15 protein-coding genes are annotated in these 24439 nt (G+C 44.1%); all 15 read left to right on the top strand.

Annotated features, from left to right (window positions below):
- A complete protein-coding gene (locus AB4114_RS05205) occupies nt 1-171 on the top strand; it encodes a dockerin type I domain-containing protein (RefSeq protein WP_441987480.1) in 171 nt (56 codons plus the stop codon).
- A gap of 266 nt (nt 172-437) precedes the next feature.
- Nucleotides 438-6932, top strand: a complete 6495-nt coding sequence (locus AB4114_RS05200; RefSeq protein WP_441987459.1) for a family 43 glycosylhydrolase — start codon at nt 438-440, stop codon at nt 6930-6932.
- A 142-nt stretch (nt 6933-7074) separates the two neighbouring features.
- Nucleotides 7075-7278, top strand: a complete 204-nt coding sequence (locus tag AB4114_RS05195; RefSeq protein ID WP_441987458.1) for a hypothetical protein — start codon at nt 7075-7077, stop codon at nt 7276-7278.
- A gap of 350 nt (nt 7279-7628) precedes the next feature.
- Entirely contained in the window at nt 7629-9305 is a 1677-nt protein-coding gene (locus tag AB4114_RS05190) for a sugar ABC transporter substrate-binding protein (RefSeq protein ID WP_441987457.1), read from the top strand.
- Between the two features lie 73 nt (nt 9306-9378).
- Nucleotides 9379-10353 carry an ABC transporter permease gene (locus AB4114_RS05185; RefSeq protein WP_441987456.1) on the top strand — a complete coding sequence of 325 codons (975 nt, stop codon included), beginning with the start codon at nt 9379-9381 and terminating at the stop codon, nt 10351-10353.
- Between the two features lie 13 nt (nt 10354-10366).
- A complete protein-coding gene (locus tag AB4114_RS05180; protein WP_441987455.1) occupies nt 10367-11278 on the top strand; it encodes a carbohydrate ABC transporter permease in 912 nt (303 codons plus the stop codon).
- Between the two features lie 127 nt (nt 11279-11405).
- Nucleotides 11406-12920 carry a response regulator transcription factor gene (locus AB4114_RS05175; protein WP_441987454.1) on the top strand — a complete coding sequence of 505 codons (1515 nt, stop codon included), beginning with the start codon at nt 11406-11408 and terminating at the stop codon, nt 12918-12920.
- A 25-nt stretch (nt 12921-12945) separates the two neighbouring features.
- The gene (locus tag AB4114_RS05170) at nt 12946-14769 is read left to right on the top strand and encodes a sensor histidine kinase (RefSeq protein WP_441987453.1); all 1824 of its coding nucleotides are present in this window, start codon (nt 12946-12948) and stop codon (nt 14767-14769) included.
- On the top strand, nt 14762-16267 hold the full coding sequence (locus AB4114_RS05165; RefSeq protein ID WP_441987452.1) for a response regulator transcription factor: 1506 nt from the start codon (nt 14762-14764) through the stop codon (nt 16265-16267). The genes AB4114_RS05170 and AB4114_RS05165 overlap by 8 nt, the downstream gene beginning before the upstream one ends.
- A gap of 212 nt (nt 16268-16479) precedes the next feature.
- Nucleotides 16480-17472, top strand: coding sequence for an endo-1,4-beta-xylanase (locus tag AB4114_RS05160; RefSeq protein ID WP_441987451.1), 993 nt, complete (start codon nt 16480-16482; stop codon nt 17470-17472).
- 119 nt (nt 17473-17591) lie between these two features.
- The gene (locus tag AB4114_RS05155; protein ID WP_441987450.1) at nt 17592-20246 is read left to right on the top strand and encodes an endo-1,4-beta-xylanase; all 2655 of its coding nucleotides are present in this window, start codon (nt 17592-17594) and stop codon (nt 20244-20246) included.
- 152 nt (nt 20247-20398) lie between these two features.
- On the top strand, nt 20399-21466 hold the full coding sequence (locus AB4114_RS05150) for an alpha/beta hydrolase (protein ID WP_441987449.1): 1068 nt from the start codon (nt 20399-20401) through the stop codon (nt 21464-21466).
- 245 nt (nt 21467-21711) lie between these two features.
- Nucleotides 21712-22059, top strand: coding sequence for a hypothetical protein (locus AB4114_RS05145; protein ID WP_056619026.1), 348 nt, complete (start codon nt 21712-21714; stop codon nt 22057-22059).
- Nucleotides 22060-22302: 243 nt separating this feature from the next.
- On the top strand, nt 22303-23412 hold the full coding sequence (locus AB4114_RS05140; RefSeq protein WP_441987448.1) for an ABC transporter substrate-binding protein: 1110 nt from the start codon (nt 22303-22305) through the stop codon (nt 23410-23412).
- A gap of 68 nt (nt 23413-23480) precedes the next feature.
- Nucleotides 23481-24413, top strand: coding sequence for a nucleoside hydrolase (locus AB4114_RS05135; RefSeq protein ID WP_441987447.1), 933 nt, complete (start codon nt 23481-23483; stop codon nt 24411-24413).
- Nucleotides 24414-24439: the final 26 nt, after the last annotated feature.

Here is a 24439-nt window from a genome sequence, read left to right as displayed (position 1 = left end):
ATCAACAAGGATGGAAGCATCAATGTAGGTGATCTTGCGATGGTAGCTTACCATTACGGTAAGAATTCCAATAGCACAGACTGGGCGACAGCCAAGATTGCTGATATGAACAACGATAATAAGATTGATATTAGTGATCTTGCGGTTGTTGCATCCCAAATACTCCAATAAAAACTGAATGCTAGTTATGCCCTATCCAGATAGAAAGCTTCATATGGATAGGGCATACTTGTATTTGTTGGTTTTTCTTAGAATCTACGAAGTCAATTCATAGAAATCTTCACTTTTCGAATAAGAAATTACATTCTGAAATGATTACGTTTAAGTTAAACTGTAAACAGTAATTATCACAGCATAGTAATTTGTTACATACAAATTACTAAGAAGGAGTGTAATAAATAGAAATGAAAAAGAAACATGAGAGGAATCTTGTGCTTATGAGTAAGAAGCTAGGGGTATTTTTATTAGCGCTTACATTATTGCTAAGTATTGTACCAAGTGCTTCGATATATGCACAATCCAATGAAGACACCTTAGAGAACCCATTTATATGGGCTGACGTTCCCGATCTCGATGTCATCAGAGTAGGTGATGCTTATTATATGAGTAGCACAACCATGCATATGAACCCTGGTGTTCCTATTATGAAATCATATGATCTCAAAAACTGGGAAATCGTCAATTATGTTTACGATATGCTTGCTGATAATGATGAACAAGCACTTAGAAATGGAAAAGACAATTATGGGAAAGGTTCATGGGCAAGCAGCTTAAGATACCATAATGGCAAATATTATGTGGCATTTGCTTCCTATGATACTGGCAAAACCTATATCTATCAAACAACAGATATAGAAAAGGGTCCATGGACCCATTCAGAGCTTGATGGGGTTTATCATGATATGTCATTGCTGTTTGATGATGATGGACGTGTCTATATGGTTTATGGCGGCGGTGATATTAAAGCAATTGAACTGACTCCAGATGCTACCGCAATCAAAGCAAGCGGCCTTAATAAAGTCATTATTCCTAATGCGAGCCTAGTTGCAAGTACAGCGGAGAATGTCAATCTTCAAGCTGAAGGCACACATATCCAAAAAATTAACGGTACATATTACGTATTCAATATAACATGGCCTAAGAATTCTGGTCGTGTTGAAATCATGCATCGAGCAGACAAAATTGATGGTGTATATGAAGGTAAGGTTGCCTTAAACAATGCTGGTATTGCACAAGGCGGTATCATTGATACCGTTGATGGCAAATGGTATGCCATGTTATTTGGAGACCGTGGCTCAGTCGGACGTATACCTTACCTAGTGCCAGTTACATGGAGTGATGGTTGGCCAGTATTCGGCATTAACGGTACGGTTCCACAAAGTATGGCTATTCCCGTTAGTGGTGTAGCATCTAAGAACAATTTGGTCGCTTCTGATGAATTCTATCAAAGCTCCCAAAAAGTGGGGGCATCGCATACCGTTATTAATACAACTTCAACTACAGCACCTACAGTGCCAACACCTGTGACACCACTACCTATAAATGAAGGAACAGAACTTTTTGTGAACGGTGGGATGGAGAACGGGTTAACGCCATGGGAGAAACATGATACTGCAACGGTTGTGGTATCAACGGATGAGCATTTTAGCGGAACCAATAGTTTATATATTAGCGGCAGGGGAGCTACTGGTGCTGGTGTGCAACAATTTGTTACTGGAAAAATAAAAGCGGGGGCTACTTATAAATTTTCCGCGAAAGTGAAATATAACTCTGGACCAGCTACGAAGCAATTCAATTTCGATATCCAAGATGGAGATTGGACGACGATTAAGATTCTTGGATCAGGCGTCATGACCAAAGGTGAATGGGGCACAATTGAAGGCACCTATACGGTTCCGGCGGATGCAACCTTCACTCTACCACGTATATTTATTGAGACAATTTGGACAGCAGCCCAAGATCCCACGAATGATCTAATGAATTTCTACGTCGATGATATTTCTTTCGTGGATGTTACACCTGATGGGAATCTTTTAACAAATGGTAAAATGGAAAAGGGCCTAACTCCTTGGGAGAAACATGATACTGCAACGGTTGTGGTATCAACGAATGAACGTTTTAGCGGAACCAATAGTTTATTCATTAGTGGACGGACAGCAACTGGAGCTGGCGTGCAACAGTCTGTAACCGGAAAAGTAACAGCTGGCAGTAAATATAAATTTTCCGCCAAAGTGAAATATAACTCAGGTCCTGCTACGAGAGCATTTAATTTCGATATCCAAGATGGAGATTGGACGACGATCAAGATTCTTGGATCAGGCGTCATGACCAAAGGTGTGTGGGGCACAATTGAAGGCACCTATACAGTTCCTGACAATGCTGTTTTTAATCAACCGCGTATATTTATTGAAACTTCCTGGACAGCAGCGCAAGATCCGACGAATGATCTAATGGATTTCTATGTCGATGATATTTCCTTAATCGACGCTACGCCCGCTGGAGGTTTGGATAAAGTGAAGAACGGGGAATACGATTACAATGGATCTAATCTTGGATTAGTGTGGCAATGGAATCATAATCCCGATAATAACCACTGGTCCCTTACGGAGCGTTCTGGCTATCTAAGACTTACTACTGGAAGAAAGAGTACAAGTATTCTTGATGCCAGAAATACACTGACACAGAGAACATTTGGTCCAGAAAGCTCAGGAAATATGGCCATGGATATCAGCAAGATGAAAGATGGCGATTATGCAGGACTCGCTGCATTCCAAAAAGAATATGGATTCGTTGGGGTGAAAATGTCCGGGACTTCGAAGTCCATTGTTATGGTGGATGGCAGTTCTGGAACTCCAGTTGAAAAAGCTAGTATTCCTGTCACTCAGGATAACGTATATTTTAAAATTGATTTTGACTATAAAAATCAGACAGATAAGGCTTATTTCTATTACAGCCTTGACGGCATTACATGGACAGCAATAGGGAATACGCTGCAAATGCATTATACATTGCCTCATTTTATGGGATATCGATTCGCATTATTCAATTATGCAACGAAAACAACAGGCGGTATTGTTGATTTTGACTATTTTAGAATAGATAATAAATTGACAGGAACGAATTCGCCCGCAACAGTACTTCAGGCAAATCTAACCAATGTTCCGAATGTGATCGGAGTTCAGAACATCGAGCTGCAAGTTCCAGTCCAAATGAATGCATTACCGAATGGGAATTATTCAGCAATCTCAGCTTCTTTTCAAATACCGAAGGAACTCATTGTAACGGGTGTAGACTTTAATACGGCTAATATTGTTGGAAATACTTCCTATACGTTTGCCAACAATCAATTGCTTTTACATGTAACTGGAAATAACGTAAACTTTGCAAATAATCAATCTTCTAATGTGTTCGCAACGATTAAGTTAAAGGTTAATGGCTTTGTCCCTGCTGATCAAACCGTACAAATTAAGACAGACTACATCAGGGTTGATGGTGGAAATGTTCAATACAATGTTAACAACTCCGTATCAAACATTGGATTAAAGCTACTGCCTACACATGCATATGCCAAGATTCCAGGCTATGCGAACCCGCTTATGAGTCATAAATTAGGAGCAGATCCGTTTGCGATGGTTTATGACGGCAGAGTGTACATCTATATGTCAAGTGACGATTATGAGTATGATTCAAATGGAAATATCAAAGATAATTCATTTAGCAATTTGAATAGAATATTTGTGATATCCTCAGCGGATATGGTCAATTGGACAGATCATGGTGCAATCCCTGTAGCTGGAAAGAATAATGCGAATAATGGCGCGGGTGTTGCCAAATGGGCAGATCTATCTTGGGCGCCAGCAGCAGCACATAAGAAAATTAATGGTGTAGATAAATTCTTCCTTTATTTCGCAAATGGTGCTAGTGGAATTGGTGTACTCACTGCGGATAGTCCCATTGGTCCGTGGACTGATCCACTGGGCCAAGCTTTGATCACTAGTAGCAGCCCTGGAGTTCCTGGTGTAGCATGGCTATTTGACCCAGCCGTATTGGTTGATGATGATGGAACTGGTTATCTCTATTTTGGTGGGGGTATACCAGGAGATCCGAATCCAACCCCAGAGCAAATTGCACATCCGAAAACGGCTAGAGTAGTGAAGTTAGCTGATGATATGATTCATATGGCAGGGTCAGCTGTTACAATTGATGCCCCTTATATGTTTGAGGATTCAGGTATTCATAAATACAATGGTAAATATTATTACTCTTATTGCTCTAATTTCTCAGGAACACACCCGGATGGAACACCTCCCCCTGGAGAAATTGCTTACATGGTAAGTGATAGTCCTATGGGTCCGTTTACTTACGTTTCACCGATCCTGAAAAATCCGTCTGTATTCTTTGGCGTTGGCGGTAATAACCATCATGCGATTTTCGAATTTAATGATCAGTGGTATGTGGTCTACCATGCTCAAACGGTCAGTAAGGCTGTCGTAGGGGATGGCAAAGGTTATCGTTCTCCTCATATTAATAAGGTTGAGTATTATGATAATGGATTAATTAAAGATATTAAGGGGGATATGAAAGGTGTATCCCAGATAGCGAATCTTGATCCTTATACGAGAGTTGAAGCTGAAACAATTGCTTGGAACGCAGGTATTCTTACTGAGGTGAGCACAGCACCAGGCAACCCGCTAGCAAGCCTTAACCTCGATGTTACGGATATTAATAACGGAGACTGGCTGGCAGTATCTAATGCTGACTTTGGTGATACAGGAGCTGCTTCGTTTGAAGCAAACATCGCATCGACAGTAGGCGGTAAAGTAGAAATACGTCTGGACAGCCCGATTGGTGATGTAATTGGTACGCTGGACATAGCGCCTACAGGTGGCAATCAAGTATGGCAGTTGTTGAAAACGAATGTGGAGAATGTGAAAGGGATTCACAATGTTTTCTTCATGTTTAGTGGCACAGGCAATAACTTATTCGCGATGGATTATTGGAAATTCAATACGAAACCGACGGGGCCAGATGTCATTCCATTAGAATCAGTCCAGATTATAAACGGATCGCAAACTGTTAAAGTAAATGAGCAATTGACCTTTAACGCTGTAATCAATCCGTCTAGCGTAACGGATGCAACGTATCTATGGGAAACAAGTGGTGGAATTAGCATTGTAGGCAGCAACAGCAATGATGCGGTCACCATCAAAGGAACCAATTCCGGGACAGGAACACTTAAATTAACAGTAATTGGCGGTGGCACGGAGAAAACGTCCGATACGACGATTACAGTGACGCCAGCAAGTGTTGATCCAGATCCAAATGGCGATACACTAGAATCAGTTACAATTACTAACGGAGCTCAATCGGTTAACGTGAACGATCTCTTAACTTTCAACTCGTTAATCAATCCATCAAGCGTAACGGATGCAACGTATCTATGGGAATCAAGTGGCGGTATTAGCATCATTGGAGACAGCGGGAAGAATTCGGTAACCATTAAAGGAACGAATGTCGGAACAGGGGTGCTTCAATTAACAGTCCATGCCGGTGGCACAGAGAAGACAGCTCAAAAGACGATAACGGTAATTCCACTGGATAACAATAGTGACAGTGGTGACAGTGGTGACAGTGGCACTCCTTCAACACCAACAACACCAACAACACCGGTGACAAGCGGTCAAGACGCTGACATTCTGGTTAACGGAAAAGCAGAAAGTGCTGGAAGCACAGAAACAACTAAAGTGAATGGCCAGACAGTCACGACCATTGCATTTGACCAGAAGAAGCTTGATCAATTGCTCGCGGTGGTTGGGGAAAAAGCTAACATTACTGTGCCAGTTACTGGCGATTCCGATGTTGTAATTGGTCAATTGAACGGTCAGATGGTCAAAAACTTACAAGAAAACAAAGCTATAGTAGAGATTAAAACGGATCGAGCAACGTATACGCTGCCTGCACAACAAATTGATCTTCGCGCGATCTCAGATCAAGTCGGAGGATCAGTGGCCTTGCAAGACATTACGATTCAAATTCAGATCGCAAAGCCATCCCCTAATATGGTAAAAGTCGTGGAGAATGCAGCAGACAAAGATAAGTTTACACTTGTCGTTCCACCGATTGAATTTACAGTTGAAGCGAAGTACGGCGAAAAGATCATCCTATTATCTAACTTCAACGCCTATGTAAAACGTACGATTGCCATTCCGGATGGCGTAGATCGGAATAAGATTACTACGGCGGTTGTTATAGAGCCAGATGGAACAGTTCGTCATGTACCAACTAAACTTGTAAACGTAGACGGCAAGTATTATGCAGAGGTTAGCAGTTTAACGAACAGTACGTACTCTCTGATTTGGCATCCAGTATCATTCTCTGATGTCTCGACGCACTGGGCAAAAGATGCTGTGAACAATTTAGGATCAAGAATGATCATTGGTGGGATTGGCAATGACCTATTTAATCCCGACGCAGATATTACTCGTGCCGAGTTTACTGCCATTATCGTTCGAGGATTGGGCTTAAAGTTGGAGAATAGAACATCGAACTTCTCCGATGTTAAGGCTGCGGATTGGTACAGTAGTGCAATAATGACGGCTCAATCCAGCCATCTTATTGACGGTTTCGAGGATGGTACTTTCCGTCCTGGAGACAGGATTACTAGAGAGCAGGCCATGGCTATTATTGCTAAAGCGATGGAGATGACCGGTTTGAAAGCGAAACTCACAAACCACAATGCCGCTGATGTATTACGTACTTACACAGATGCAACAGAAAGTGCACCTTGGGCAATGAGTGGCATTGCTAATAGCATCCAAGCGGGTATTGTAAGTGGAAGAGACGAAGCTACTCTTGCACCGAAAGCAAATATTACAAGAGCTGAGGTTGCTAAGATGGTACAACAGTTGCTACGTAAGTCTGATTTACTATAACCATCACATAACCTAATATTGCGCATGTTGTGCCTTATCCATTAATCATTGCTTTCGAGCAAGGGGTAGGGCACAGATGCGTTTCGACCATGGCGATTAATATTGAACTTAGGGTGCTTACTTCATTGCGGGAGGAATTTACATGATGGACATGGATAAAATAAAAAATAAACATCAATATACGGTATCAGTCAGAGTTGATAATATTAACGCGAAAGGGCTCCTAGCTAAGTTGAAGGAAAAGTTGATTAGTGAAAACCAGCTCGCTTCGGAAAACGAACTCTCTTTTACTGCCTATGCGAGTATAGGAGAAAATCTTCTTGTAGTCGCCGCCGATCAGATATAGTGCTGACTCGATTTGTGCATAACGAAGCGTTCCGATGGGAGATTTACTTCCCGCTGGAGCGCTTTATTATTGTCAAGATATTTGCCTTTCTCCGTTCACTTCCCAAGGAATTGGAGGAAGCTGCTTGTATAGATGGGACGAACGTTTATCAGACATTCTTCAGAATTTTTCCGATTGTCACGTGTTCTTGACTTTGTATAGTATTAACAGCTGTAATTCATAGGGGGAATATCTTTAATCTGTGAATTGTAAGCGCATTCTTGATCCGTATAATAAATAGTGTAAGCAAATAAATGATTGACCTATACAAACATTCATCTTTATGGAGACAATAAGGGAGGATTAGAAAAATGGTTAAGAAAATAAAACGTCCTGTTTTAGCAACTTTGGTACCTGTTCTGGCTCTAGGATTAACGTTGACAGGATGCACCGACTCGAAGGATACGGCAAGCAGCACCTCTTCGCCTAGCGGTAGTCAGACAAGTCCTGCAGCAACGAAAAACGACGCGATCAAACCGGTTACATTGTCAGTGTTCATTGGTGGCCCTGGTCAACAGCCGACTCCTGACAACAAGATCTACAAGATGATTAAAGATAAAACTGGCGTTAGCCTAAAAATGGAGTTTCTTGTCGGTGACCTGCAGCAGAAGATGGGCGTTATGATTGCCGGCGGTGATTATGCGGATATTATGTCCGGGGATGATAAACTAATTGCAGCCGGTGCTTTTATTCCCCTCGAGGACCTGATTGACAAGTACGCACCGAATTTGAAGAAGCACTATGCCTCCGTGTGGAATCAGATCAAGGATCCTGCAAGCGGTCACCTTTATGCTCTGCCGGCTTACGGTGTGTACAGTGGTCAAGTTAACGATACTGCCTATGGAGGACCAGGCTTTTACTTGCAAAAGGATGTCCTGAAGGAAATGGGTTATCCAACTCCTAAAACGTTGGACGATTATTTCGCTATCATAGCGAAATACAAAGCGAAACATCCAGATATGATCGGGTTCGAGACGTTGAGCTTCGACTGGAGAAAATTCCCGTTGCTTAATCCGCCAGAGCATTTAGCTGGTTATCCAAATGACGGTGGTGTTATCGTCGATAACGGGAAAGCGCAAATTTTTGCGGACAAGGATATTGCCAAGACCTATTACAAGAAGTTGAATGAGATCAATGCGCAAGGCTTGATGGACAGGGAAGCACTGGTACAGAACTACGATCAGTACTTAGCTAAAATTGCCAGTGGCCGCGTTATTGGGATGTTCGACCAGCAATGGAACTTTAACGATGGAGAACTTTCTTTGAAATCACAAGGTAAATTCGGCAGCACATACGTCGGGTTCCCGCTCTTGTATCCAGGCGCCACAGAGCACTACCGTGACCGTCCAGTTGTGAACATCAATCGCGGATTCGGGATTTCGACGAAAGCCAAGGATCCGGTTCAAATCATCAAATTCCTTGATGCGCTAATGACCGAAGATTGGCAGAAGACGCTCCAATGGGGTATTCAAGGCGAGGATTATGAGGTGAAGGACGGTAAGTTCTACCGTACGCCTGAACAGCGCGCGAAAGCAGACGATAATACATGGAAGCTAGCGAATAAAGCGGATGCGTTCTTGGGTGGCCTTCCTAAGATGCAAGGTTCGTATAGTGACGGAAATGCAACTGATGCGGGATCACAGCCACAGGAATTCTTCGACAGTTTGAAGCCGCAGGATCAGGAAGTGCTGAAGGCATACAACCATAAGACATGGGCAGAGTTCTTCAAATCACCTGTAGAAAATCCCATATACTACCCAGCGTGGAGTATTGATCTGGTGGATGGTTCACCAGCCAAAGTGGCCAATCAGAAGATGGAAGACCTTGCCGTCAAATATTTGCCGAAAGCTATTATGGTCAAACCGGATGAATTTGAAGGTGTATGGAAGGAATATGTGGATCAGATTTCCAAAAGCAATTTCAAAGCCATCGAAGATCGTATCAATGAACAAATTAACTGGCGTATTAAGAATTGGAGCAGCAAATAAGAGAATAGAACATGCAGTAGTGTGGGGGGAGACTCAGGGTCTTCTCCGATTTACTTCCTAGGAGGGAATGTCGATGGCCGAGACCATACTGTCCAAAAGACCAAAGAAAAAGAAAAAAATTGATCCGGAAATCGGCGTCGGTTTAAGTTGGAAGACGATCAAAAACCAGAAGCAGTTAATTCTGATGTCGTTTCCCATCGTGATTTATATTCTTATTTTCAATTATGTACCGATTTGGGGCTGGTTGATGGCGTTCCAGAATTATCGTCCGGCTTTGAAATTTTCCAAACAACAGTGGGTGGGGTTGAAGCACTTTAAATTTCTGTTTCAAGATGATACGTTCATGACAGTGCTTCGCAACACGCTTGCCATGAGTATGATCAATTTGGTTCTTGGCTTTGCAACAGCCATACTTTTAGCACTATTGCTGAATGAAATTAAAGCTCGTTTCTGGAAACGGTCCATCCAAACGATTTCTTATCTGCCCCATTTTCTGTCATGGATCATTGCTGCGGGTATTGTAGCGACTTCGCTATCCGTTGACGATGGTATCATTAATCAGTTGTTGATGAAGCTGCACCTCATTAATGAACCTGTGATGTGGCTTAGTCAGGGTAAATATTTTTGGGGGATTGTGGGCTTGTCTAATGTGTGGAAAGAGGTGGGATGGAATACCATCATTTACCTTGCAGCTATCACCTCGATTGATCCGTCGCTGTATGAGTCTGCTGGGATCGACGGTGCAAACCGTTACCAGAAGATCCTGTACGTCACATTGCCTGGGATCAAGTCGACATTTATCATTCTATTAATCATGAACATCGGACATATTCTGGATGCAGGCTTTGAAATCCAGTACCTGCTCGGCAATGGATTGATTGTCGACTGGTCGCAAACGATTGATATTTTCGTTCTAAAGTACGGGATTGCTCAAGGCAACTATTCGCTGGCCACTGCGGCAGGTATTTTCAAAACAGTTGTAAGCATAATCCTTATTCTAATTGCAAATTCTACCGCCAAGCGTCTTGGTGAAGAGCGGTTGATATAAAGGAGAAATGACGATGGGGACAACGACTGCGCGCAGAATTCGGATGGAGCCGATTCTGTTCCATACGATTAACGGCATCTTCATGCTCGTTCTTGCTATAGTAACATTATATCCGTTCCTTCATACACTAACGATTTCATTCAATGAGGGCAATGATGCGCTTCGGGGAGGCATCTATATATGGCCTCGTTCATGGTCATTGCAAAATTATAAGGCGATTTTCCTTTCGGGTACGATTTACCATGCGGCGTGGATTTCAGTCGCTCGTACGATTACAACGACGGTGATAGGTGTATTCCTTACCACCATGTTAGCGTATACACTAGCACAGCCCCACTATCTTTTTCGTAAAATCATCGGTTTAATTTTTGTGTTGACGATGTATTTTAATGCAGGACTTATTCCTAACTACTTTCTGATCAAAAGCCTGGGGCTTCTGAATAACTTCTGGGTGTATGTGCTCCCAGGAATGGTGAATGCGTTTAATCTCATTGTCATTCGGACGTATATTCGAACGCTTCCTTCAGGCTTGGTTGAGTCTGCGAAAATGGACGGAGCCGGTGATTTCACCATATTTATACGCATCATATTCCCGCTGTGTACGCCTGTCCTAGCGACCATCGCCTTGTTTATTGCAGTTGGCTCTTGGAATTCCTGGTTCGATACGTTTCTGTATGCTTCGTCTGATTTGAAGCTGAGTACACTTCAGTACGAAATGATGAAGCTGCTTGGATCAACGATGAGCAGCAACAACGATCCCGGTCTGATGGCTGGGGCAAACGCAAATCAAACGAAGGCCATGGTTACGCCTTCTTCCATACGTGCGGCGATCACGATTGTGGCGGCGGTTCCGATTCTATTCGTGTATCCTTTCCTGCAAAGGTATTTTATCGTCGGTATGAACCTTGGAAGTGTCAAAGAATAAGACTTAGCAAGTGATGATCATAATCATTTCCCGTTTCAGCTCGGTGCTGGGACGGTTTTTGCTTTATACAATCTCATCTTATCCTTTATAATAGTTCATATCGACTTTCTGAAGTGAGGTGATTCCCATGTTAAGGGTTATGTTTGCCGATGACGAGCCTTACATGCTAGAGGGACTGCGGACGATGATTGATTGGAATAAACTAGGCTTTATAGTGTGCGGGGAAGCTTCAGATGGGGAAGACGCATTAGCTTTGATGGCGTCGGCACTGCCTCATTTGGTGCTGACGGATGTTCGAATGCCTGTTATAGATGGCTTGGAATTGATTGAACAAGCGTCCAGCCTCCATCCTGAAATGAAATTTATCATTTTGAGTGGGTACGCGGATTTCGAATATGCCAAAACAGCGATGCGGCATGGTGTCGCCAATTATTTGATGAAACCCTTAATTGAAGCGGAGCTCGTAGCTGCAGTGGAAGCGGTCGCAGTTACGATTCTAGAACGTATAGCTGCTAGCCAGTTCGAAAGCGCTGCTTTAGATTGCTTACGATTGGAAACGATTTCAAAGTTGGTACAGGGTGAAAACAGGCAGAAATGGATCGAGCAGGCGAGCGCTTTGTTGGATCTTCATGAACATTCTAGCTTCCGCTGCGTTTTACTTGAACCTAACATTCAAGCTCAAATTCAGGCGGACCTGAAGCAGATTATTGCAGATAAGATGAAGCTTACGCAAGTGAGGATGATTCCATTTGGCGTAGGGAAAGAACGCCATGGATTCTTGCTGGTCACAGGACCCGAGGAACGCGAACTTTCTACTGAGATGATGACAGAGATCATGACCAGTGTCAGACATGACTGGGGCACAGCGATCTCCTTTTCTATTAGCAGTGAACATAAGGGACCGCATGCGTTAAAAGAAGCATTTCGTGAGGGGCTTATAGCCGAAATGTGCAAGTTCCCTTCTGGAGCGGAAGGAATGTACATCTATCAAGGAGAGTGGTCAGCGGAGACGCTTCCTGCATTTGGTATGACGGAATCTATCCTAGATGCTGTAGGGAGTGGGTGTCCAGAAACAGTGCGAGCCCAAGTACACCAGTTATTCATCGCTTTTTCGAGGCAGTCCGTATCTGAATCTTGGGTAAGTGCTTATTTAGACAACATTAAGCTTGAAATTCTTAAGTCAATTACCCAATTTGGCGGTGATCCTAATTGGGCTTCAAATTGGTTTGTTCCCACTGTTCCAATGGATATTGGCCTCTTGGAGCGCAAAGTAACACAAGAAATTCTGCAAGCAGTAGAGTGGATTGGTCAGAAAAAAGGCGTAGGGCAAGATGAGGTCGTATCCGCAGCAGGAGAATATATTAAATCGCACTACAGGGAAAAGCTGCAACTGCAGGTTGTTGCAGAGCATTTTAGGCTGAATGCTGCGTATTTTGGCCAGAGGTTTAAGAAGCAAGTTGGCCTCACCTTCAATGAATATTTACATGTCGTACGAATCGACGAGGCCAAAAAATTACTTCGCCGAGAAGAACTGAAAATATCCGATGTCGCTGATCGTGTCGGTTACTCGGATTCCGAACAGTTCGTAACCAAGTTCAAGGCACTTACTGGCCTGTTACCCTCCGCCTACAAGAAGGGTTAACCTATGACTGACAAGGAGAGCAAATATGAGCCGGAAATTGAAAATGTTGCGTATTGTTAATGATATTCCCCTGAAGTTCAAGTTTCTGATCATTTACTTGATGTGTGTGTTGCTGCCAATATTGTGTATAAACAGCTTGTTTTTCTTACAGGATAGCAAAAATACAGAACGTAGAGAGATGGATAACTTGCAGATTTCTCTGAATAGGGTTGGAAATGAAATCATGCAAATGGTGAACTCAGGTGTTGTGATTGGCAATGCTGTTTCCGCTGATCGTGTATTTAATGAGATGCTAGAATTTACGTACTCGGATAATGTTGCTTATTACGAAGAATACGACAGTTTCCTCCGAGACAAATTGGGGCAGTATCCGAATATTTATCCTTACATCTCTTGGATTGGCGTATACACATCGAACCCAACGCTATCCAATGGTGGAAGTTACTTTATGCTTAAGCCTAATGATCTGAAGAGTGAATGGTATCAGAAGATGAACGAAAATAAAGATAAGGTGACAGTGACCTCTTATTTGGATACGAATCCCATGAATCCCGAGGAAAAATTGGTATATGTCAGCATTATTCGGAAGCTGGACAATTTCCCAGACCTCATGAAATTCTCCAAATATCTGCGTATCGATATTCGGATGGATAAGCTGCTGGAGCTGTTTGATAAAGAGAGTAATTACTTGTTAATCAAGCTGGTGGATGAGGAAAATCGGCTTGTTCTTGAATCAGCAGGTGCGTTTAAGGGAAGTGACCCTTTGCTCCCGACCCTGCCTGTGTCAAAGGTTTCTCAGCTGACAGGCTTACCTGAAAATAGTTTTGTCAGTCCTCTCAGTAACGCTAGTTATGTGCTTAACTGGCGGCTGGTCGGAATTCCAGAGGGAAGTCGAATTGCGGAAGAGAGAAGAGGGGTTATCCATTTCTTTATCTGGCTGACGCTCATTAGTACGATCATTCCGACAATATTGATTTACATTATTATGCATTCTTTCAATTTCCGGGTAAGAAAGCTCTCCAAACATATGCAGTTGGTGAAAAATGAGAGGTTCGAGCCCATTACGATGTATGAAGGAAAAGATGAGATCGGTCATCTTCTTCGCAGCTTTAATTTGATGACGGAGAAAATTCGTAATTTAATTAACGACGTGTACAAACTCGAAATTCAAAAAAAAGATTTGGAGCTAGAACGCGTACAGGCCGAGCTGAATTATTTGCAGAGCCAAGTAGATCCTCATTTTCTGTTCAATACATTAAATGCGATTCTTGTTGTATGCAAGAAATATCGTTATGAGCATGTGATAGAAATTATTCAAAACTTGTCCCAGATTTTGAGAAGGCTGCTAAGCTGGAAGGAGGATTTGGTGACAGTAGAAGAAGAGCTAAGCTTCACTGAAATGTACCTCCAGATCGAGAAGTTCAGATTCCAAGATCGGTTCCACTATGAATTGTCCGTTGACGACTCTGTTCTATCGTATCGAATCCCGAAGATGAGTATTCAATCGCTCGTGGAGAACTCTTGCAAGCATGGGCTTCAATCGGTGAAAGGGAATCGCAGAATTCGGATATCTGTAGAAAGAGCTGGGATGAACATGCTCATGAAGGTCGAAGATAACGGAATTGGTATGAACAGCACAAAATTGGATGAAATTGTTCAGAGTCTGTATAAAGGAGAAGACAACGGCAAGAACATCGGACTTCGCAATGTGTATCGACGTTTAAATCTGTTTTATGCGGAACGCTCACTGTTCCAAATTGAAAGTATCCCCTTCGAGAAAACGAGCGTTACCATACAGATTCCTTTGAGTCTTATTAGGAAACAGGAGGAGACGATCGGACATGTATAAGGTTATCTTCGTGGATGATGAGCCTTTCGCTTTGGAAGGTATAAAGCTGATGGTCGAATGGGAAGAGCTTGGCTTTGAAATCGTACAAATGTGCGAGAACGGCGAAGAAGCTTTAGCCTGCATTGAAGCCTGTAAGCCTGATCTCGTTGTGACGGATATTCGGATGCCGGTCATTGACGGATTAGAATTAATCGATCGGGTGCAAAAAGCAGGCAACGATCCCGTATTCATCATTTTAAGCGGCTACAATGATTTCGAATATGCTCGATCTGCCTTAAGGTATGGCGTAAAGCATTATTTGCTTAAACCGGCTTTGGACAGGGAATGGGAGGCTGTTATTCAATTCGTTATTGAAGAGCTGCAGCACAGAGAACAGCAAAGGGCACGCCATGACCTCGTTACCGACCGTCTAGTACCTACGCTGCTTGCTCAAATGCTTCGGGGGGAAATTTCTGCAACAGACGGAAACGTTGGGGAAATACTAGATCCCTTGGCACAAGGAAATCAGGGCTGGAGGTACATTCATGTAGAATGGCTTAGCGGCATAAAACAGGAGCTGGATGCACGTTACTTCCTTTCACGAAAAGCTCATGCAATCGATTTGTTTGGGAGCCAGGACGGCCTTGTTATGGAGTCATTCCCTGAGATCGAGGAATGGGCTGGGCAGGTATACGAAGATCTACATGAGCAGGGTATCGAATGCTGTTTCTCGATAGGACCGCGGGTGGAGTCCCTCCGTCATATAGAAGATTCGTATGCAGGTGCTCTAGAGACATCCGTGCATCATTTCTTTCATATATCCGGTGGTCCACTCGATTACGATAAGATTCATCACAAGCAAATCAGCTATGATCTTCATGCGGTTTCTATCGTAGATAACATTCAAAGTGCCCTTGAGGCGCTTCAGGATAAGCGGGTTGAGGACCTGATTAAGCAAATGTTTGTGATACTGTCAGCTAACAAAACGGCCCGGGAAGTCGTTCATTTGCTGGTCATACGCATTGTTTTGAAAAGCGCTGCTGTCATGCGGGACATGGGTATTGATTCGGATGCGCTGCCTCGTGTTCGCGATTTTTTGAGAAGGGAGCATCGTTCCCTACAGGAAGTGGAGGAGTCCCTGCAAGCGTATGTGCAGCAGTATATGAGCCAGCTAAAGCAGCATAAAGAGAAGTTCTCCGGGCACCCCCTTCGAGTTATTGAGCGTTTTATCCAGGAGCATTATCGGGAATCGCTGACGATTAAAGATATCGGAGAACGGTTCTTCATGAACCCAGTATACTTAGGCCAAGCGTTTATGAAGAGGAACGGTGTAGGCATCATTGAGTATATTCATGACCTGCGAATTAACGCGGCGAAGCGTATGCTATGCGAAACTGATGAAACGATTCGTCTAATTGCGGAGCAGATCGGATACGTTCACTATCATCATTTCCTCAAAGAGTTTGAGAAACGTGTGTCTGACAAGCCCGGTGTGTTTAGACAGTTAAGCAAAGCATAAAGGATGGCAAATGAAGGACGTGTATTTCTTTTCTAAGAAATAAACGTCTATTTGTTAGGAGTGCGACTGAAAACATTACACACAATCTTGAAAGATTTTAAGAAAAGGGGGGAGAGTTCTTTAATCTGTGAATGGTAAGTGTAGTCAGATTCTATATCATATAACATAGTAGGCCTGTTTAAACAGGGGATGATGAGGAGGTTTATCAATCTATGAACAACAAGGTACCGAGCTTACACGAGGCTTATAAGGACATATTCAGAGTCGGGGCTGCTGTTAGCACGAAGACTATCCGATCCGAAGGAAACTTCATCGCCAGGCATTATAACAGCATTACAGCGGAGAACCAGATGAAGTTCGCGGAGATCCATCCTGAGGAAGAGCGCTACACATTTGAGACAGCGGATGAAATCATGGATTTCGCCATGCAGAACGGGATTGCCGTTCGGGGCCATACGATGGTCTGGCATAATCAAACCTCCGATTGGGTGTTTGAAAGCCCTTCCGGCGGTCCTGCCAGTAGAGAACTGGTTCTCTTACGGATGCAGGAGCATATCCGTACGGTAGCCAGTCGTTACAAGGGGAGGGTTTATGCGTGGGACGTGGTCAACGAGGCGATCGAGGACAAGGTGGATCTGGTGATGCGAAGTACCAAATGGCTGGAGATTCTCGGTGAGGATTATATCCGCCATGCTTTCGAGGCAGCCCATGAAGCCGATCCGAATGCACTTCTGTTCTATAACGACTACAACGAGACAGAGCCTGTCAAACGGGATAAGATTTATAATCTCGTCCGTTCATTGAAGGAGAAGGGGGTTCCTATCCACGGAATCGGCATGCAGGGACATTGGAATATCTATGGTCCTTCCTTGGATGAAATAAGTCAAGCGATCGAGCTATACGCTTCCCTCGATCTGGAGCTTCACATCACCGAGTTAGATCTTTCCATGTTTCAATTTGAGGACAGGCGGACTGATCTGAGTGTGCCCACCGAGCAAATGGTGGAGCTGCAGCAGCAGAGGTACGAAGAGATCTTCAGGCTATTTAAGGAATATCGAGAAGTCATTACGTCGGTAACTTTCTGGGGAGCGGCTGACAACTATACCTGGTTGGACAACTTCCCAGTTCGCGGCAGAAAGAACTGGCCGTTTCTATTTGATGGGGATCTTCGGCCTAAGCAGGCATTTTGGCGTGTAATCGGGTAGGCAAATTGCCATAATTAAGGGGGGACTATTCTTTAAATTGAGTATGTGAAGCCAATTATCTAAGTTGTAGAATGAAATTGAAATAAAATTGTAAGCGATTTCAGAAGAGGAGGATGAGAATGCTTGTGAGAAAACAACTTCATGTATGGATGGCAATTGTGCTGCTGTTTGGGATGATCTCCCCCCAACTTCTAGTGCCCGTGATGGCATCGGCTGCCGGCAATACGGTCGTATTGTCCCAAAGTTTTGAAGACGACCAAACTGGCGGTTGGGCTAAGGTATCCTGGATGGGAGACGGTTCAATTGCCGTGACGTCGGCAACGGCCTCCGATGGCTCCAAATCCCTGGCGATGACGAACCGTGCTGCAAGTAATAGCTCCCCGTTCCTGGATTTGACTTCGTACACACAAGCTGGCCATACGTATGATTTGTCACTGAAGCTTAAAGTCGGAGCAGGAACCGATAATTTCCATATCGCTTCCAATGTCGATGCTGCTTCGCTGACCAATAAATATCCATGGCTGGTGGTGAATAAGTCGGTTAGTTCCACCGAATGGACCACTTTTGAACTAAAGGGATACGAGCTTCCAGGTGATACGAAGGCGTTCAAAATATGGGTGGAGTCGGATTCAGCTTCAGCTTCCACCACTACGGAGGACCTCTATATCGATGAAGTACAGTTAACTGATGTCACGCCGGCTGCACCGGTTGATTCGGGAACAGTTGACCAAACTGGGGTCCAATCCTCCTTTGAGGACGGACAAGGAAATTGGGTGCGCAGAAACGGCTCCGGCAATATCGATATATCGACGGCAGACAATCACACCACAAGCGGCTCCAAGAGCTTGCTGACCACGGTATCAGAGCAATATGATGGGCCTTTGCTGAATGTCCTTGGCAAGATGTACAAGGGCTATAAGTACAATTTGTCCACTTGGGTAAAAATGGCTCCGGGACAATCCCCGACTGTATTGCGGCTCTCTGTGCAGAGCGGCGATAGTACATATACGAATGTTTCGTCAAACGTGACGGTAACTTCTGATCAATGGGTACAATTGACCGGTGCGTTTACCGTTGCTGGCACTCCGACCGTATTGAATGCATACGTGGAAGTAGCCAATAAGTACGAAGATACAAGATCCTTCTATATAGACGATTTCAATTTGTCCTATGTGGGTCAAGTATCCGGGCCGAAGCCGATTCAAACGGATATTGATCCTTTGAAGGACATCTATGCGGACAACTTCAAAGTCGGTGCTGCCGTAACAGGAGATCAGCTTACTTCCGATGTTCACACGCTTCTGGATTATCACTATAGCTCGCTCGTAGCTGAGAATGCTACAAAGCCGGGTTCTCTGGAACCGACAGAAGGGCAATGGAACTGGACGGAAGCAGACAAGATCGCACAATATGCCAAGGATCACACGATGAATTTCCGGCTGCATACCCTCGCTTGGCATTCGCAGGCTGCTGAATGGATGTTTAAGGATGCGCAGGGCCAGCCGCTTGCAGCTACACCGGAGAATAAACAGCTGGTGCTTAACCGTCTGACGACGTATATCCAAACCGTGGCACGTCACTATAGTTCCATGGAAGTGCCAATCAATGCCGTCGACGTGGTCAACGAAGTTATTGATCCTGGACAGCCGGACGGCATGCGGAAGAGCGAGTGGTATACGCTGACTGGCTTGGATTTCATCCGTACAGCCTTTAGGGTTGCTCGTCAAGAGTTGCCAGACGCTAAACTGTATATCAACGATTACAGTACGCAGGATCCGGCCAAACGCGACTTTTTGTTCAATTTGGTGACAAAGCTGAAAGGCGAGGGAGTTCACATTGACGGTGTGGGTCATCAAACGCACATCAGCATTGGCGGTCCTTCGATCGAGCAAATTTCTGATTCCATACGGAAATTCGGAGAAGCCGGGCTCGACAATCAAATAACGGAGCTTGACGTTTCGGTTTATACCGACAACAGTTCCACCAGCTATGATGATACCAGCCTTGTGAAACAAGTCTACCGTTATAAGCAATTGTTCCAAGAGCTTGTTCGGCTGGACAATGAGGGCAAACATGCTGCCTCGAACACGCAGGCCTATAATCCTGACGGATGGATCAGCAATGTTACGATATGGGGGATTGCAGATGATCATACCTGGCTTGATAACCAAGGTACAACCCGTAAAGATGCTCCTTTCCCTTTCGATGTGCAGTATCAAGCCAAATATGCTTATTGGGGAATGATTGAAGCAGTAAAGACGCTGACACCATCCCATCTTCCAATAACCGCGCAGACAGCAAATACAGCGAAAGGTACACCGGCTAATGCTTCAGATCCGGTTTGGAACACGGTTCCGGCATTGAAAACGCAACAATTAGGTACCCTTCAGGCTGAAGTGAAAACCTTGTGGGATGAACAAAATGTGTATGCCCGCATAGCGGTCAAAGACATGACCAAAACCGCGACGGATCTAATAGAACTCTTCGTGGATGACTATGAAGTTGGAAACTTCGGGCCGGATGACAACATCACTAGGGAACAAATGGCTGTAATACTTGCACGTGCCGCACATGTGGTACCTGTCAACGGTGAATTGGAATATAAGGACAGAGGCGAAGTCTCCACCTGGGCTCAAGGACTGCTTGTGGCTTTGAACGCCAAGGGTGTGCTGAACGGCTACGAAGACGGTACGCTGAAGCCGAAGGCTTTTAGCACCCGCGCAGAAACGACGGTTATCATCATTAGGATTTTGGATGCTCAAAAGTTCCAATAACGCTCGCGAGCATGAATAAGGAAGGCTGTCCGCACGTGAATTTCATGTGCGGCAGCTTTGTTTTGGGCTAAGGGATCAAATGCTGTTCAGGTCTCTGCTGGCCATGATTTCTTATTGTAGAAAGAATATATTCGAAGGGACAATAATGATCTATGAGAAGCATAAATGTGACGGCAGTACCTGCCGAATATTTGAGGTCAGTTAATGATGGGCTTCAAGGTACGATTCAAGAGGTTTCCTATAAGGTAGGCAACTATATTCATTTGTCTCGACAGCTTGTAACAGATAGGAACATAGATGCCAGTGAAGCAGGAAGAGAAACGGTTGCAGGAGATGCGATATTTAAGAAATGCAACGTCTACTTGCCTGCGGGTTATGATCCAAAGGACTCTACTGTTAGATATAATGTACTGTATTTGCTTCATGGAGTAGGTGGGGATCAAGATGAATGGTTAAGCAGTAACGGTAAGGCCGACGGACGATTTATCATTTGTAATCTATTTGACAATCTCATTGCCAACGGTGATATCGATCCGTTGATCGTCGTATTTCCTAACGGAAGAAGCGCTCATGATTGGACAGACACCTCCTTCAATCCCGAAGGAACCAATATGCTGGGATTCTATTACTTTGATTATGAGCTGAGATACGATCTGATTCCATTTATAGAATCCAATTACAAAACCTTTGCAGATATAACAGTCACTTCACCTGAGGGAATCATATATAACCGCAGGCGCAGAGCGATCGCCGGGCTTTCGATGGGGGGAATGCAAGCCTTGAATCTAATACTCGGTGGTTACCGACATGATTCGACGCGAATCACTGGCACAGAGAGTCCCTGGAATAACGGATTGGACAAGACTGTGCTCGCTCCAGGCATGATAGATTTGTTTGCTAATGTCGGAGCTTTTTCCAACGCTCCTACGTCAAGTGATGGCAAAACGCTTGGAGTCAGTCTTACATCATGCTTCTATAACCTTCATTTACTATATACCACCTGCGGCGATGCAGACGGAGTAGCAAATGGCAGCTACATAAAATCTATAGATGGGCTTATACATTCGGGGAATCCTCTTTATCATTTTTATCAAATTCGGATTAAGAATGGTTTTCATGATTTCCATGTTTGGAATAACGGTGCTTACAATTTTAGTCGATTGATATTCAAAAATTATAATGATCATGCAAGATCCCATGTTGTGAGGAAAACACTTTAATATTTTGCGAAGAGTGATGTGATTGATGAAATTTGAATGAATGGACCTTCAGTGGAAGTATTAATTCTTACAAAGCATGAGAGATATTTCGGGAAAATGGCATATTTCTATGTGATGTACTCTTTATAATTAGTCAATATAGATAAAAAGGCGAACGATTTGCTTGATTTATTCAGTAATCCTATGTATTATTAAGATAGATTTGAAATCATAAAAGTCAATAATCGTTCTTGAAGGTGATTTTAATGTCCCAATCAGATTCTAATGAGTACAAGAAGAAGCTGTGTCACCTATATAACGAGATTTCTAAAGAATTGTTCGGCTTTGGAACCACTTTACTGAAGGTATCGCTGGATCAGAACATCATTACTTTTCATGCAAAGCATCGTCGTTCCCCCCGTTCTACCGCGCTTGAAGGCGAGGCGCCGACTTTGAAACACGAAGTGGATTTCTATATGTCTTCGATATATAAGAAAAGAATCCGCGAGAAGTTGGAACAAGAGATGGGATTATCGATGGATGCGGTATTAAGAGATTATGATCCGCCAACGCAATGGGCAATTACGAACATCATTCTTAAACAAACCGAATAGCTTAGACCATGGTGTTTCACTTTTGATCTATCTTAAGTGGAAACCGCATGTATATCCGTAGATGTCTCTTTACATTGTTTACGATGAAAAGTGCTCTTGATTAGAAGATTTCTTCTATCAAGGGCACTTTTCTGTTTATTATTGCTTTTGCGCATAGATATGAAGCCGAGGGTAGCATACTAGTAAAAATTGACAAGGGTTTGACGCTTCAAAATATAGATATACAAACTTGGGAGGTTATTCATGATGAAAAAAAGAATGCTTCATAGCCTTATTTCACTGTCCGTGGTGGGACTAGCTCTCACAGGATGCGGCGCAGCTCCGTCCAAAGATCAGGGTACTGCAAGCGCAAGTCCAGCTTCAACGGCACCGACGGCAACAGCCAAAGGAGCGCCTACCGAATTAGTCATTTCTACATGGGGCTTCTCGGATGACTTCTTCAAGAAAGAAGTATATGCGCCGTTTGAGAAAGAGCACAACGTCAAGATCGTACTGGAAATTGGGAACAATTCGGAGCGTCTGAACAAAGTGAAGCAAGGCAGCAGTTCCAAAGTGGATCTTATCTATTTATCCGATTACTATGCACAGCAAGGTATTGAAGCTGGACTCTTTGAAAAGATTGATCGCACCCGTATGCCGAATTTGAAAGACATCTACGATTTGGCAAAGGCTCCGCTTGGTGAAGACTATGGTCCTGCCTATACGATTGGTCGGTTGGGAATCGCCTATAATCCGAAGGCGACGAGTAAAGAAATCAAGTCGTGGAGCGACTTATGGAGTCCTGAGCTTGCGAAGAAACTGACATTGCCAAGCATCACGTCGACAACAGGTCCAATGATCCTTGATGCGGCATCGGTCGTTGCAGGCAACACAACGTTCAATGCGGATCAAGCATTCGCCAAGGTGAAAGAACTAAATAAAGGCGTCGTCAAATACTACGGGCAAACTTCCGAATTCGTGAACATGTTCGCGCAAGGGGAAATTGCCGCTGGGCCAATCATGGAAATGTATGTAAAGGATTTGAAAACGGCTGTACCGGAAACTAAGTTTGTTTCCCCGACTGAAGGGGCATACGCTGTCATGAATACGGTTAACGTGATCAAAGGAAGTAAAAATAAGCAGTTGGCTGAAGATTTTATCAACTGGCATTTGAGCAAAGAAGTCCAAGAAAAATCAGCAAAGTCCAAAATCGATTCACCTGTGAATACGACACTTCAGCTCTCGGCTGATGAAGCGCAAGGTATTACTTATGGAACAGAAGTCGTAAGCAAGCTTCGCAAATTGGACATGAAATTCGTGAATCAAAACCTTAAAGGTTGGATTGACCGCTGGAATAAAGAAGTCACTCAATAGTTGAAATTGAACAAGGGTATATGATTGTGGATATACCCTTGTCTGTATGAAATGGAAGGGGGTTTATCATGACAAAGAAGGTCATCCTTGATGTTGATACAGGCGTAGACGACGCGCTGGGCATTTTGCTGGCTGTTGGCAGCGGGGAAATGGAAGTGCTAGGTATCACTACGGTGAACGGCAATGTGTCACTTGACCAAGCGACCCTGAATACCTGCAAAGTCTTGCAGCTGCTGGGAATGGAGCAGCAGATTCCAGTCATTAAAGGGGCGAATAAGCCTCTGCTGCGCACAACTTATTTTGAACATCGCGTTCACGGCAAGGACGGACTTGGCGGAGCTTTAAGCGATATGCAGGTTCACATGTACGCGGCTGAAGGACATGCAGTCGATTTCATCATTGAGCAAGTGAAGCAGCACACAGGTGAAGTCACGCTTATTATGACCGCGCCGCTGACGAATCTGGCCATGGCTGTTATGAAATATCCGGACTTGGTTCATCAGGTCAGCGAAGTAGTTGTAATGGGCGGCGTTGTCCAAGGTTTCGGGAATGTGACGCCGACAGCGGAGTATAACATGTACGTCGATCCAGAAGCAGCAAAGATCGTGCTGCATGCGGGATTCCCGGCCATAACGCTCGTAGGCTTGGATGTGACCCGGAAGGCGCTGCTGACAGAAGAACATATCCGCTCGCTCGGAGATACGCCGATTGGCCGCTATGTCAAGGAAAGCACAGCAGATTACATGCAACGTTATCAAGAGCGCAACGGTGTACGGGCTTGTGCCCTTCACGACCCGCTCGCAGTCGGGGTGGCGCTGAATAAAGATCTGGTTACCACCCGCCATTATTACGTAGATATAGAAACCCGAAGTGAGCTGTGCGACGGGCAAACGGTCTGTGATTTCCAAAGCCGATTGGCTAAGCCTGCTAATGTCCATGTGTGTATGGAAGTGTCCGCCGAAGCTTTTCTAGACCAATTTATCCGCGCATTGCGCGCCTAGCGAACCCAGGAACAGGAGTAAAGCTA

Origin of the sequence: Paenibacillus sp. 2RAB27 (assembly GCF_052115445.1) — a bacterium.
Taxonomy (GTDB): Bacteria; Bacillota; Bacilli; order Paenibacillales; family NBRC-103111; genus Paenibacillus_E.
The sequence above is the reverse complement of the archived record's forward strand: the minus strand, read 5'-3'. Positions and strand labels throughout refer to the sequence as shown.

Excerpts from the sequence above, each read along its gene's own strand:
- AB4114_RS05200 (WP_441987459.1), top strand. The coding sequence starts at position 438 with ATGAGTAAGAAGCTAGGGGTATTTTTATTAGCGCTTACATTATTGCTA.
- AB4114_RS05195 (WP_441987458.1), top strand. The coding sequence starts at position 7,075 with ATGATGGACATGGATAAAATAAAAAATAAACATCAATATACGGTATCA.
- AB4114_RS05190 (WP_441987457.1), top strand. The coding sequence starts at position 7,629 with ATGGTTAAGAAAATAAAACGTCCTGTTTTAGCAACTTTGGTACCTGTT.
- AB4114_RS05185 (WP_441987456.1), top strand. The coding sequence starts at position 9,379 with ATGGCCGAGACCATACTGTCCAAAAGACCAAAGAAAAAGAAAAAAATT.
- AB4114_RS05180 (WP_441987455.1), top strand. The coding sequence starts at position 10,367 with ATGGGGACAACGACTGCGCGCAGAATTCGGATGGAGCCGATTCTGTTC.
- AB4114_RS05175 (WP_441987454.1), top strand. The coding sequence starts at position 11,406 with ATGTTAAGGGTTATGTTTGCCGATGACGAGCCTTACATGCTAGAGGGA.
- AB4114_RS05170 (WP_441987453.1), top strand. The coding sequence starts at position 12,946 with ATGAGCCGGAAATTGAAAATGTTGCGTATTGTTAATGATATTCCCCTG.
- AB4114_RS05165 (WP_441987452.1), top strand. The coding sequence starts at position 14,762 with ATGTATAAGGTTATCTTCGTGGATGATGAGCCTTTCGCTTTGGAAGGT.
- AB4114_RS05160 (WP_441987451.1), top strand. The coding sequence starts at position 16,480 with ATGAACAACAAGGTACCGAGCTTACACGAGGCTTATAAGGACATATTC.
- AB4114_RS05155 (WP_441987450.1), top strand. The coding sequence starts at position 17,592 with ATGCTTGTGAGAAAACAACTTCATGTATGGATGGCAATTGTGCTGCTG.
- AB4114_RS05150 (WP_441987449.1), top strand. The coding sequence starts at position 20,399 with ATGAGAAGCATAAATGTGACGGCAGTACCTGCCGAATATTTGAGGTCA.
- AB4114_RS05145 (WP_056619026.1), top strand. The coding sequence starts at position 21,712 with ATGTCCCAATCAGATTCTAATGAGTACAAGAAGAAGCTGTGTCACCTA.
- AB4114_RS05140 (WP_441987448.1), top strand. The coding sequence starts at position 22,303 with ATGATGAAAAAAAGAATGCTTCATAGCCTTATTTCACTGTCCGTGGTG.
- AB4114_RS05135 (WP_441987447.1), top strand. The coding sequence starts at position 23,481 with ATGACAAAGAAGGTCATCCTTGATGTTGATACAGGCGTAGACGACGCG.